This is a genomic window from Lentimonas sp. CC4 (assembly GCF_902728235.1).
Taxonomy (GTDB): Bacteria; Verrucomicrobiota; Verrucomicrobiia; order Opitutales; family Coraliomargaritaceae; genus Lentimonas.
In genome coordinates this window covers 2,736,814-2,749,289 of the sequence record NZ_CACVBO010000001.1, presented here as the reverse complement: position 1 = coordinate 2,749,289, position 12,476 = coordinate 2,736,814, and the positions used below count along the sequence as shown (strand labels likewise).

Genomic DNA, 12,476 nt, shown 5'->3' with positions numbered 1-12,476 from the left:
AATAAAGCCCTGTTTGCTGCTAGAGGACCTCGGGAATCAAAGGCTTAAGCTCGAGCGATCCGCTTAAGCACGCGGCTTAGAGCCCTGAAGCACACAGGTCAAAAATCGCGTCATTCTCATAAAGACTTAGCCCTCTTTTACTCTCTAGGCCCGCACAGACCATAGAATGAGCCACCGCAGTAGGCGCCACACGACGATATTTCCTCAATCGACCGTGTAAAAACAGTGGCCCGAGCACGGCAAGCAATCCATTGGCCAACACTTCTTTCAGCCTAAAATCTGAACGTTGCACGCTCCCTGCCAGCAACGAAGGCCGAAAAATATGCAACACAGGCAGTTCCAGCGCGATCAATGCCATTTCCATCTCCCCTTTCGTTCGTAAATACAACGACTTCGCCGACGCATCCGCACCAAGCGAACTAACCACCGATAGCGTCTGCGCATTTAATCGCTTCGCCAGCGTCCCGACTGCCAACACCAGATCATAGTCAACTCGCCTAAATGCCTCAGCCGACCCCGCCACCTGAAGAGTCGTCCCGATGGCGCAAAACACATCATCCACTGGCGCCTCCAGTGACCAGTCTGCCAAACATTCAAAATCGACAACGTGCTCCACGATTTGCTCATGATCCAGCTCCAGCAACCGGCGCCCCACACAGTGAATTCGACCATAGCGACCAGAAACCGACAGCGCCTGTATCAGTGCCGAACCAATCGCACCCGATCCTCCGACTAGCAGCGCCGTGCGCAACCGACCGCTAACTAAGTTTGAGTCCATGTGATCGAGCGCCCTTTCGAATCGAGATCACGAGACCGAGGTGTCCTTCTTCTTCTTCTTCGAGGCAACCGCGCTACGACGTGGACCGACACTCAACTCACCGGTGCCCGAGAGTAACACAGCCGCTGGCCTTGTCTCTGGGAAATAGGAAAAGATAATTACCATAATCACAGTGATCGGCACACACAGGAACATTCCAGGGATTCCCCATATCGAGCCCCAAAGCCCCAAAGACAGCAGAATCACGATCGGGCTCAAATTCAACCGGTTGCCCATCAATTTCGGTTCGAGCAAACTACCGATACAAAATTGTAGCCCCGTCAGCACCGACGCAGTCACCACAAACGGGCCGAGCGTATCAAATTGCACCAAAGCCAATACCGACGGAAATGCAGTCGCGATAATCGACCCGATCGTCGGAATGAAGTTCAGAAAGAAAATGAGAACTGCCCAAAAACTCGCGAAGTCCACACCGACAAGCGACAAAACAACATAGCTGAGTATTCCTGTCACCGCACTCGTCAGCACCTTAATCCCGATATAAGAGCGGATGTCTGAACGAATTTTTTCCATTAGCTCAGTGACATCTTTCAGGCGATCTGGATGTGTGACCAAACAGCGTATCTTCGCCGCAAATGTCCGTTGTTCCAGCAATAAGAAGATCAAATATAAAATGATAATACCCGTGCTACTCACCAACGACCGCACCGTGCCGCCCAAATTCTGTAAATAACTCCGAAAATCAAGTTGAGCGAAAATCTCCTTTATATTCGGAGCCTCCTCGACGCCAAATAATGTATAACCTTTATAAATTAGACTCTCCAAATTCTGCTGATACAGCGGCGCAACTTTAATCACACTCGTAATATTCACCGTAATCAACTGAACCACCAAACTCAACGACGCCAGAATCACTGCGATCGCAAAAACCATCGCAATAGGCCGCGGCAGGGAAACACCACCAATACGCAGCATACAAATCGTATGCGCCAAAATATTAATCAAATAAGCGACCGCTCCAGCGATCACGAGGGGCAACAACAAAGTCTGCCCGAGGTAGAGCAAATAAAAGGTGAAAAAGACGATCAACATCGTCATCGCTACGCGCTGCAATTTCATACCTACCAAGGTATAAGGCGCATTCCCTCATTGTCCATCACCGAGCACGGCGAAACGCCTTCTTAAGCTCGATTTAACATTCTCCCGGAACTAGATAACCTGAGAGACCTGAAATACAGACTCTCAAACGCCCTCTGTCTGATCATATTCAGCTTTAACCTAAATACCACAAAGCCTACGAACGTAGGAAAGCCGAAGAAAGAAAACACTCGGGTGATGACGCGGCCCCCAAAGGACACTGAGGCTGACAAGTCAGCCAAAATCAAAGGCCCAATCAACAAGAGCGACAAGAGGGATGTCCAACAAAAAGAAGCCGAAAAAGGCTCTAATACTGGACAATCGCAACGCAAAGCACACAGCCCAAAGTGGTAAAAACTCTGAGACGAAGAGGAATTAAAGTTTCTCGCTCTCCCCTCCGATCAATTACGGCTATCATGCTTCGGGCGATACACATTCATGCCTTGCAGATCAAACACAGTGCAACCCACCTTTAATGCGGTTTCCACCACAAATGGCATCACATCTTCCACTCGGGTAAAATGAAATGCGACAATTGCTAGATCGTGAGAGAAGTTATTAATTAAAGGCCCATCGACCCATACAGCGTCATCACGCTCATGCTCAGGAAGAGTCGATAAACACGGAAATCGATCGACCAACGCATCATGTAAGCGCTGAAAGATCGAATGCGGCGGACGCTCGTCGTCATAATGCGCTTGAAATTTATTTTTCACCCAACGAAGCGCTAATTCATCATCGGCTGGTATTTCTAATCGGGCAAAAACTAGACTATAACTCATTAATTAATAGGGGACTCCTTGCTCAATAAAAACACGTGCACTGAACACTGGCTCAGCAACAACGGGGGGGATAACGTGCGAATCAAACAAAGATTAATCAGTAGAAACTAACTAGATATAAAACCTAGAAAACAAGACAAGGTTTTTCTCATACACTCTATCCCATAGTAGCGAATAAAGGAGACACCCTAGTTCAGAAAAAACTCACGTCAGAGCTTCAAGCACTGCACTGCCAATTGCATCGCACACCAAGCGTCCTTGATGCGTCAGACGCGCATGCGCACCGTCTCGGAGCAACAAGCCCTCTCCCTCAAAGCGTGCCATTAATGGCTCAAGCACTGTCATCACCTCTGGCGCGGGAAAGCGCTGCGCGATCTCTGCCAAGTCAATCCCTGCATTCATACGCAGCCCAAAGATCACGGCGTCGGCCATGAGTATACCATCATCCAGTGTGACTATTTCTGTCTTCGGCGGCACACCGTCCTCCATCGCAGTCGCCCATTCATCAAGATTGGATGGGCGTTGATAGCGTTCGCCCTGATATTGGCTGGCAGCCGAAGGCCCACAACCGATCCACTCCGTCATACGCCAAGTATTTACATTATGGATACACTCAGCATTCGCCTTCGAAAAATTTGAGATCTCATATTGATTATAGCCCAGCTCTGCGAGCAACTCCCAGCCTCGCTCGTAGAATCGCAGCTCACGCTCCTCATCGATTTTAATTTTTCCTTCGGACAGCTTCACATACAGCGCGGTATCTTCTTCAAACGTCAGGCAATAAGTCGAAAGATGCGTCGGCCCGAGTCGAGCCGCCTCACGAATCGCAGCCTCCCATTGCTCAATGGATTGATTGGGGATCGCAAACATCAGATCCAAATTCGTCTGCGGAAAACCTGCCGCCTGCACACGTTCCCACGCGGTATAAATTTGGTTGGGGCGATGCAAGCGCCCAAGCGATTCAAGGAGTTCGGCATCAAAACTCTGCACGCCCATCGAGATACGCGTCACCCCTAGATCACGGAGCACCGCGAGCTTATCGGCCTTCACAGTCGAAGGTGCCATCTCAATCGTCCACTCCGCAGGCGCGGAGCCAAGACGTTCTAGCATCGAGCTGCCAAGACGCTCCAAATCTTTGGCCGACAGCAAACCCGGCGTGCCACCACCCCAGAACACTGTATCCACCACCCGATCCTGCGGGAGCAAGGCAAACTCGGCATCCATCGCGTTCAAATAACGATCTAAATCGCCTCGACGTGGTTTCTCCTGATAAAAGGCACAGAAATCGCAAGTCGAAGCACAAAACGGAACGTGGCAATAAAGCCCCAATGCGGTTTGTGCAGGATGTATAGTTTTCAGCTCTTTTTCTTGCAGGTCCATAGTGAGGAGGCATACCTTCACTTCATTCATATGAAAGCCAAGCGCATTTTCCTCTCCTCCGTCCTCGTCCTCGCATTCTGCCTCACTGGTTGTGGTGTCAAAATCGTCAACACCACACCGGACATCGCACCAGCATCACCGACAGGCACCTATACATTGAGTGCTCAAGCTGAGGTTAAGAAAAAGACCGTCCTGCCAAATAGCTTGGAGGCGTTCGTCGTCATCGATGGCGAGCAGCGCCCGATGACGCATCTGACAGGAACGCCGAATTTCTTCACATACGACTATCAAGCACCGAGCGAGCAAGACCTCACCCGCTTCTACTACGTGCTTCATTACGTCACTCAGAAAAAAGAAGAAGCACCCGTCTCCATGCAAATCATCTCCGACATTTATCATGTTGAACTGCCGAACCCGATCACCCTTTCAATTGATAAAACACGCGCGGCAGTCGGCACACGTGTGACAGTCACTGGTCAAAACTTTTCAAACACAGATCTGATCTTTATCGATAACGTAGTGGCTGAGACCATCTTTGTATCATCTAGTAAACTTCAATTCGTCGTCCCAGAATTTAAACCTGGATTCGGCTACAAAGTCGAGGTGCGCAGCACCACACGTTCGCAAACCGCGGGCTACCTTCGCATCGATCCTGCTAGCCCACTGAGCGTCTTGCCAACCAAGCTCACGCTAGAGCCCGGCCAACGCCAAGCACTCGCCTTTGCACTCGACACCCCTGCTCCTTACGGCGGGCTTTACATCAACATTACGACCGACATTCCCAATAGCATCATCATGCCGGAAGTGCTCATTCCTGAAGGCGCACGCACTGTAAGTGCAACGATCGAAGGCGACAATGTTGGCAGCGGCCATCTTTACATCAATGCAAAGGGACTGCCAGAACTCACAATTCCTGTCACAATCCGATAATCAGCCAACACCGCTGGTGGCGGAGTGATACTCATGCGCATCATAATTTGTGAAAGTGCCGCGGCTCATACGGCTCTACAAAATGTGCTGTTTGCTTAGGCAGGGACGGCCTAAGCGCCTAGCGCAGAACCAATACACTCAACCAAAGAAGCAGCACCGCGCAAAACAAGGCGAAGCTCGCCCCTCCCCATGTGTTGAGAGATAAATCACACTTCTTGATGCGCGGCGGCGGAGTTATTTAAACTCGGGGAAGAAGGGGTTGTGCGCCTGCTCGTTGGCGACAGTCGTCATCGGCCCATGTCCTGGACACAGAATGGTATTTCCCGGTAGCGACAGGATTTTCTCACGATTATTTTCCAACGCCTGTGCGTAGTGCTCGGGCGCACCACCCTGCGAGAGGCAAAAGAGCGAATCGCCAACGATCGCAATCGGCTGGCCGAGACCTTCGATCACATACGTCATACCACCTGGGGAATGCCCATTTGTTTGACGTGCCTGCACTTCGAAACCTTCAAATTCCAGCCAATCGCCATGCTCCAGTAGATCAGCATCACCATAAGGCTCAAGTTTCGGCGCAAAGGCAATGCCTCCATCAATCGCTGCGACCAACTCATCATACGCAGCAATATGATCACGATGTGCATGCGTGATCACTAGCCCATGTAGCTCTAAACCGAGTATTTGCACATCAGCTAGCATCGCATCGACATTCGCTCCGGTATCAAAGGCCACCGCGACCTTTGTCTGCGGGCTCCACACTAGATAACTATTGACCGTCATCGCCTCATAACCCGCGAGTGGAAATGGTGTATTGTAGCAACGCAGCCCATCGAGCTCAATCGGCTCTGGTTGCCACGCGCGATTTGCCATCGAAACCAGCGCATCAGCATCCAGATTCAGAACCGGAGCGACGGCGCGTAAGCTCGTCTCATCCACCTCCCCCTCCAATAATGCTGCAACAGCCGCCGCTGGCAAACCGGCCTTCTCCGCTAGCGCCAACTTCCCTAGGCCGAGCCCAGTGGAAGCCTTCATCAGCACATCTTCGAAATCGTCTTCAATGCGTATGTTCATGACTCGCTAAGCAGACGCAAAATACTCGCAAGCACAAGCACGGAGCCATACAGGCTGAAACAAATCCCGAAACGAACTGAAGAACGCCATTTTTTTAAAAAAGTCCGAACCACTTCTTCTTAGGCTTCTTCAGCTCTGAGCTAGGTGCTTCAACCGAATCCGTAGCAACATCAGTCGCAGTATCCATATCATTGGAGTCGACACTCAATTCCTCTGCAACTTCCTCTTTATTCAATGCCTTTGACAAATGCTTTCGGCGAAACGCTTCGACCACCTTCGCATACAACAAGGGCTTATGAAAATACGGAATCTCGCTCTCTTCTAACGCCTCCATATTTTCCGCCGTCAAACAACCAGAGACAATTGCATATTCGCAGTGGGGAAATTGCTCCTTCATTTCGATCACGAACTCCACGCCCTGCCCGTCAGGAAGGCGATGATCAGCCAATACCATGTGCACCGGCATCGCTGGGTTATTCATGATTTCGCGAGCCTCTTTCAAATTAGACACTGGATAAACAGTATATCGATGCTGCAACTGAGCCACTCCAATCTCACGCAACTCATTTTCATCTTCAATAAATAAAATATTCATAGCCTATCTCCACAGATCATCAGATTAATTACATCATATAATTAGGCGTTTTACCGACAATGGCAACTCTTTGATTAATTTCCTAATCAAGGGCTTGCATTCCAAAAAATCACCGCCATAAAAGCCCCATTCTTCAATAAGCCCAGATGGCGGAATTGGCAGACGCGCTAGACTCAAAATCTTGTGCCTTCGGGCGTCCGGGTTCGACCCCCGGTCTGGGTATTCTTTAAAGCCTCGTTTTCGGACGGGGCTTTTTTGTGCCTCTGTTGCTGGATTCTCGGTTTCCAGGGGACTCACCTGCGGTGGTCCGGTTCGCTTCGCGCCCGGTCATGTCGCTTCGCTCGGAACGACCCCCGGTCTGGGTATTCTTTAAAGCCTCGTTTTCGGACGGGGCTTTTTTGTGCCTGTTTCGCTCGATCTGATATTTGAATATCTAACACCCCCTCCACAATCTGCTTCTAAATATACCGAGGAGGCTATCAGCCTTGACCCCGCGCAGGCATTTGAGACGATTCAACCCAATGTGTTATCTTTCCATTAAGACCGTCCGGCCAATCCACTTACTACTAGGCCTCTCCCTCTTTTCATTTACCGCCTGCGACAAAAAGGAAGCCGCCAGCTACCCCGCGACCGAGAAGGCAGCAAGTGCAGAGACGACGAGCTACGCCCCCGGCACATTCGCAATTTCCCACAATCCAGAGCGCCAAGCCAAAATAGGGCCCGAGGCCTGCGTCGAATGCCACGCGGACGCCGTAGCCGATTGGAAGACCAGCCACCACGCAAAGGCAAATCGCCCGGTATCGGTCGAACTCGACCGACCAGCATTCACGCCTGCCCGCCGCATACAGGAATCTGGCGTCACCTACGAAATGGCCGAAACCGATGGAAATTTTGAGCTACGCGTCCTGCACGACGATGGCAAGATCGACACCTACGACCTAGTCGGCGTGATTGGCTATACGCCCCTGCGCCAATATCTCGCACTGATTCCTGGTAACAAGTTTCAAACCATCAGCGCCACTTACGACGTGCTCGAAGATCGCTGGGTTGATGTTTACGCAGGCCAAGACCGCCTTCCAGGCGAATGGGGACACTGGATCGGTCAAGGCATGAACTGGAATGCCAACTGCGCTTACTGCCACACCACCGAATATAAAAAGAACTTTGATTTCGAGGCTGACACCTACCACTCCAGCTGGACACAACAAGGACTCGCCTGCGCAGAGTGCCACACTGGGCTAGAGGAGCACGTCGCTGCGGCAAAAGAAGGCGACAACACAACAGGCCTAACCCAGCTGACCGCCATTCAAACCGAGCACAACTGCGCGACTTGCCACTCTCGACGCGATCAGCTAACAAACGACGCCTTCTTGCCTGGAGACAATTATCACGATCACTTCGCGCTCTCATTCCCAGATCAGCCGAACCTCTACCATCACGATGGACAAATCCTCGACGAAGACTTCGTCTATGGCTCATTCCAAATGAGCCGCATGGCGCACGCTGGTGTAAGCTGCAAAGATTGTCACAATCCGCACACACTCAAAACAATCCTACCGATCGAAAACAACCTGCTCTGCATACGTTGCCACGCTGGGGGCGATGAAAACGCACCCGTCATCGAACCACTCGCACACAGCTTCCACAAGGAAGGCAGCACTGGCAACCAATGCGTCAACTGCCACATGTCAAAGACCGTTTACATGCAAGTCGACCCACGTGCCGACCATGCCTTCCTATCGCCCGATCCATTGCTAACTAAAGAACTCGGCATCCCGAATGCCTGCAACAAGTGCCATACCGATGAAAGTGTCGACTGGGCAGTTGAGCACGCTGAAAAGTGGTATGGCGAAAAGATGAGCACACACCGCCAACGCATCCGCGCCCGTGCCGTTGCTGCAGCCCACAACTACGAACCAGCAGGCCTGACCGAGCTTCTCAAACTATTAAAGGACGAGGATCTTCCAGGCTGGCGCGCAACTTACGCTGGACTGCTCGCAAACTACTTACCCAACGAGGCAGCCGTCAACGCGCTACGTCCACTACTCGATGACGAAAGTCCGATGGTTCGTGCCCGCGCAGTTGGCGCACTCGGCTCACTGGATCCTACCGACCCGAAGAACAAAACCATCGAAAAACTCAGCGACAGTATAGCCGGCGTGCGTATCGCCGCCGCCCGTAGTCTCGCCGCCGCCAATCTGCCGATCCCTGACTCCAACGCTAGCGAGGAGTGGGATGAATACATCGAGTTCAACATGGACCGTCCACAGAGCCTCCTCATGCTAGCCAACAAAGCCAGCAAGGAAGGACGCCCAGCCGATACTTCGCAATACATCGAGCGCGCCATCAAACTGGATCAACTCAACCCAGAGATGTATCATCAGTCAGCGATCCTCCTAAGCAGCGCTGGACTGAATGACGAGGCTAAGAGCTCACTTTACAAAGGCTGGGAATTAGCTCCAAAGAATCCAAGCTTCCCCTACTCACTCGGCTTACTAGCCGCTGAACAACAGGATCTCGAAAGTGCCGTCGGCTTCCTCGAAGAAACCGTCGCCATCGAGCCACGCTACAGTCGCGCATGGTATAACCTCTCCCTCGCTTACGGAAAACTCAACCGTCCCGAAGACGCTGCCCGCGCAATGAAACGCGCCCAAGCCGGGCAATAACAACGCCTCGGCTACCAATAAATACAACGACCCACTATCGCAATGAAACTAAAACAGGGACAAATCTGGAAAAACGAAACCGCCTACCTTCGCATTGTCGAACTAGAACGCCTCTCCGTAGACTTTAAGGTAATGGAAGATGCCTTCACCAAAGACGGCACGCACAAGCAGCTGACAAAAAAGGAATTCTGTCGCCTGATTAAAGGCGCCACTCTGGTCGAAGAAGGTTAGAATTGGCGATCAAACAGTCGCGCAATCAAGGCACATCACAGCTACACCACGTAGGGGCTTTGCTCGCGAAGACCGCGACAACACCACAACTCACAAAAGCTCTGCAACGTCTCCCGCCTTCGCGGTTCGCGCAAGCACGCCCCCTACAAGATAAGAAGCGATGGACACTACCGTGCAACAGCTACACCACGTAGGGGCTTTGCTCGCGAAGACCGCGACAACACCACAACTCACAAAAGCTCCGCAACGTCTCCCGCCTTCGCGGTTCGCGCAAGCACGCCCCTACAAGGTTAGAATTGGCGATCAAACAGTCGCGCAATCAAGGCACATCACAGCTACACCACGTAGGGGCTTTGCTCGCGAAGACCGCGACAACACCACAACTCACAAAAGCTCTGCAACGTCTCCCGCCTTCGCGGTTCGCGCAAGCACGCCCCCTACAAGATAAGAAGCGATGGACACTGCAGTGCAACAGCTACACCACGTAGGGGCTTTGCTCGCGAAGACCGCGACAACACCACAACTCACAAAAGCTCTGCAACGTCTCCCGCCTTCGCGGTTCGCGCAAGCACGCCCCCTACAAAATAAGAAGCGATGGACACTGCCGTGCAACAGCTAGACCAATGTAGGGGCTTTGCTTGCGAAGACCGCGCAAAGGCCACATGCACACAAGGTTCCGTAACGCCTCCCGCCATCGCGGGTGCCGCAAGCAGCACCCCTACAAAGCAAGTAGCATCACGCATGTCGAAATAAACGGATAGAAAAGCATAGTGCAAAACAACCCTACGCTCTCAAAAGTAACCGACTCACAAGCGAATCGATCCAACAAACTACGCTGCGTCAGCAGGGCTACTGTCTTCTTTCGAATCAGTCGATTCGGACTCCTTCGCCTTTGGCTTTACCTCATCCACCACCTTGTGGAGCTTGATCTTAGGCTTGCCACGGCCTTCAACGGCAGCGCGATTGATCACCACTTCATCGACATTCTCAGTCTGCGGAAGGTCATACATCACATCCAGCATGATACGCTCCATTATCGAGCGCAACGCACGGGCACCCGTCTTCAACTCAATCGCCTTATCGGCAATCGCAGCAACGGCATCGCGTGTAAAGTGAAGATTTGCACCTTCCATCTGGAAGAGCTTACCGTATTGCTTAAGCAACGAGTTCTTCGTGTTCTGCAAGATGTGCTCTAGATCAGAACGGCTCAATTCATCGAGCACGGCGACCATTGGCAAACGTCCTATAAATTCAGGTATCATACCGAAATGCACCAAGTCCTCTGGCTGCGTATCACGCAGCAATTCACTGAGAGGCACTTCGTCCTGACGCAGATTGTGCTGTGTATCAAAGCCCATCGCCTTAGAGCCGATACGGCCTTGAACGATTTTATCCAGACCTACAAACGCACCGCCGCAAATAAAGAGAATATTCGACGTATCCAACTGGATGTATTCTTGATTCGGGTGCTTGCGGCCACCTTGTGGCGGCACATTACAAACCGTGCCTTCAAGAATCTTAAGTAGCGCTTGCTGCACACCTTCACCAGAAACATCGCGAGTGATTGATACGTTATCAGTCTTGCGACCGATTTTATCAATTTCGTCGACGTAAATGATGCCGCACTCGGCTTTTTTCACATCGTAATCAGCGGATTGGAGAAGGCGAAGAACGATGTTCTCAACGTCCTCACCCACATAACCGGCTTCGGTCAAAGTCGTGGCATCGGCAATCGCAAACGGCACATCCAGCATCTTAGCAAGCGTGCGTGCGAGGAGCGTCTTACCACTACCGGTCGGGCCGAGTAGCAAGATATTACTCTTCTCGACCTGAACATCAGCAAATTTACCGTCGAGATCAGAAAATTCATTCGCGCCTGCGATACGATCTTCCGAACGTAAGCGTTTGTAGTGATTATACACTGCAACTGCCAACGCACGCTTCGCGTAATCTTGGCTGATGATATGCTGATCCAAACCAGCAGTAATCTGCGCTGGCTTAAGCACATTAAAGAGACTTTCCTCCCCTGGAGTTGCAGCAGCGCCCTGCGCGGCAACCTCACCACTTTCCTCAGCAGCCGTAGCGAGTTCGCGATCAATGATGGTCTTGCACACTGAGACACAAGAGTCGCAAATGTGAACCCCAGCTGGGCCTGCGATCATCTTGCGAACCTCATTCTGCGCTTTACCGCAAAACGAGCAAAAAGTCATCCGTGTGGATTTTGCCATATCAGTAGTATTCTCTGTTCCTAAATGTTTAAGCGACTGGCTTATTCTCGATCACCTTATCGACGATTCCGTAAGCCAATGCGTCTTTTGCTGTCAGATAAAAATCACGATCCGTATCGGCGGCGATTTCTTCAGCAGTCTTCTTGGTGTGAACTGCCATCAACTCGTTCATCTGCGCGCGCCAGCGAAGAATCTCCTTCGCAGCAATCGAGATGTCAGAGGTCTGCCCCGTCGCACCACCTGTTGGTTGGTGCATCATCACGCGGCTATTTGGCAGCGCATAGCGTTTACCTGGCGTGCCCGCTGCGAGTAGCAGAGTCGCCATGCTGGCGGCCTGCCCGACACAGTAGGTGACGATGTCACATTGGAGGAAATTCATCGTATCATAGATCGCCATTCCATCCGTGACACTACCGCCTGGAGAATTAATATACAGGCTGATGTCTTTCTTTGGATCCTCCATCTGGAGGAACAGCATCTGCGCAACCACTGCATTGGCGACGAAGTCATTGATCGGCGTGCCGATGAAAATGATGCGATCGCGCAATAGACGGCTGTAAATATCCCAAGCGCGCTCGGTGCGACCCTCGCGCTCATAGACTGTAGGTAGTGGAACGTAACTCACGATAGTTTATAAATGAAAATTGTTTTATATGCAGATTCTGCGCCAAACCGTAA

At 51.5% G+C, this 12,476-nt stretch carries 11 protein-coding genes and 1 tRNA gene; 4 read left to right on the top strand and 8 right to left on the bottom strand.

The genetic code is table 11. From position 1 onward, the window contains the following. Positions 1-76 precede the first annotated feature (76 nt). The 4 genes from GZZ87_RS11850 to hemW all read right to left on the bottom strand — a co-directional run bounded on the left by GZZ87_RS11850 (position 77) and on the right by hemW (position 4,077). Positions 77-778 carry an oxidoreductase gene (locus GZZ87_RS11850; RefSeq protein WP_162025139.1) on the bottom strand — a complete coding sequence of 234 codons (702 nt, stop codon included), beginning with the start codon at positions 776-778 and terminating at the stop codon, positions 77-79. A 27-nt stretch (positions 779-805) separates the two neighbouring features. Next, positions 806-1,897, bottom strand: a complete 1,092-nt coding sequence (locus tag GZZ87_RS11845) for an AI-2E family transporter (RefSeq protein WP_162025140.1) — start codon at positions 1,895-1,897, stop codon at positions 806-808. A gap of 419 nt (positions 1,898-2,316) precedes the next feature. After that, complete coding sequence (locus GZZ87_RS11840; RefSeq protein WP_162025141.1) at positions 2,317-2,697, bottom strand: hypothetical protein; 381 nt, start codon at positions 2,695-2,697, stop codon at positions 2,317-2,319. A 204-nt stretch (positions 2,698-2,901) separates the two neighbouring features. Further along, a complete protein-coding gene (hemW, locus tag GZZ87_RS11835; RefSeq protein ID WP_162025142.1) occupies positions 2,902-4,077 on the bottom strand; it encodes a radical SAM family heme chaperone HemW in 1,176 nt (391 codons plus the stop codon). A gap of 30 nt (positions 4,078-4,107) precedes the next feature. On the opposite strand from hemW, the gene GZZ87_RS11830 reads away from it, so the two are divergent. Next, entirely contained in the window at positions 4,108-5,007 is a 900-nt protein-coding gene (locus GZZ87_RS11830) for an IPT/TIG domain-containing protein (protein ID WP_162025143.1), read from the top strand. Between the two features lie 234 nt (positions 5,008-5,241). Here GZZ87_RS11830 and GZZ87_RS11825 read toward each other — a convergent pair whose 3' ends face one another. Then, a complete protein-coding gene (locus GZZ87_RS11825; RefSeq protein ID WP_162025144.1) occupies positions 5,242-6,078 on the bottom strand; it encodes an MBL fold metallo-hydrolase in 837 nt (278 codons plus the stop codon). A gap of 94 nt (positions 6,079-6,172) precedes the next feature. Next, the gene (locus GZZ87_RS11820) at positions 6,173-6,673 is read right to left on the bottom strand and encodes a response regulator (RefSeq protein WP_162025145.1); all 501 of its coding nucleotides are present in this window, start codon (positions 6,671-6,673) and stop codon (positions 6,173-6,175) included. Between the two features lie 140 nt (positions 6,674-6,813). On the opposite strand from GZZ87_RS11820, the gene GZZ87_RS11815 reads away from it, so the two are divergent. From GZZ87_RS11815 to GZZ87_RS11805, 3 genes are all read left to right on the top strand, one after another. Next, positions 6,814-6,895: transfer RNA gene (locus tag GZZ87_RS11815), tRNA-Leu, on the top strand. 299 nt (positions 6,896-7,194) lie between these two features. Next, the gene (locus GZZ87_RS11810) at positions 7,195-9,339 is read left to right on the top strand and encodes a HEAT repeat domain-containing protein (RefSeq protein ID WP_162025146.1); all 2,145 of its coding nucleotides are present in this window, start codon (positions 7,195-7,197) and stop codon (positions 9,337-9,339) included. A gap of 42 nt (positions 9,340-9,381) precedes the next feature. Then, positions 9,382-9,570 (top strand): hypothetical protein, encoded by a 189-nt coding sequence (locus GZZ87_RS11805; protein WP_162025147.1) that lies wholly within the window; start codon positions 9,382-9,384, stop codon positions 9,568-9,570. A gap of 830 nt (positions 9,571-10,400) precedes the next feature. On the opposite strand, the gene clpX is transcribed toward GZZ87_RS11805, so the two are convergent. Continuing rightward, entirely contained in the window at positions 10,401-11,798 is a 1,398-nt protein-coding gene (gene clpX, locus GZZ87_RS11800) for an ATP-dependent Clp protease ATP-binding subunit ClpX (RefSeq protein WP_162025148.1), read from the bottom strand. 28 nt (positions 11,799-11,826) lie between these two features. Beyond that, a complete protein-coding gene (locus GZZ87_RS11795; RefSeq protein WP_162025149.1) occupies positions 11,827-12,423 on the bottom strand; it encodes an ATP-dependent Clp protease proteolytic subunit in 597 nt (198 codons plus the stop codon). Positions 12,424-12,476: the final 53 nt, after the last annotated feature.

Bases quoted from the DNA above. Each gene is read 5' to 3' on its own strand.
- GZZ87_RS11850 (WP_162025139.1), bottom strand. From the start codon at position 778: ATGGACTCAAACTTAGTTAGCGGTCGGTTGCGCACGGCGCTGCTAGTC.
- GZZ87_RS11845 (WP_162025140.1), bottom strand. From the start codon at position 1,897: ATGAAATTGCAGCGCGTAGCGATGACGATGTTGATCGTCTTTTTCACC.
- GZZ87_RS11840 (WP_162025141.1), bottom strand. From the start codon at position 2,697: ATGAGTTATAGTCTAGTTTTTGCCCGATTAGAAATACCAGCCGATGAT.
- hemW (WP_162025142.1), bottom strand. From the start codon at position 4,077: ATGGACCTGCAAGAAAAAGAGCTGAAAACTATACATCCTGCACAAACC.
- GZZ87_RS11830 (WP_162025143.1), top strand. From the start codon at position 4,108: ATGAAAGCCAAGCGCATTTTCCTCTCCTCCGTCCTCGTCCTCGCATTC.
- GZZ87_RS11825 (WP_162025144.1), bottom strand. From the start codon at position 6,078: ATGAACATACGCATTGAAGACGATTTCGAAGATGTGCTGATGAAGGCT.
- GZZ87_RS11820 (WP_162025145.1), bottom strand. From the start codon at position 6,673: ATGAATATTTTATTTATTGAAGATGAAAATGAGTTGCGTGAGATTGGA.
- GZZ87_RS11810 (WP_162025146.1), top strand. From the start codon at position 7,195: ATGTGTTATCTTTCCATTAAGACCGTCCGGCCAATCCACTTACTACTA.
- GZZ87_RS11805 (WP_162025147.1), top strand. From the start codon at position 9,382: ATGAAACTAAAACAGGGACAAATCTGGAAAAACGAAACCGCCTACCTT.
- clpX (WP_162025148.1), bottom strand. From the start codon at position 11,798: ATGGCAAAATCCACACGGATGACTTTTTGCTCGTTTTGCGGTAAAGCG.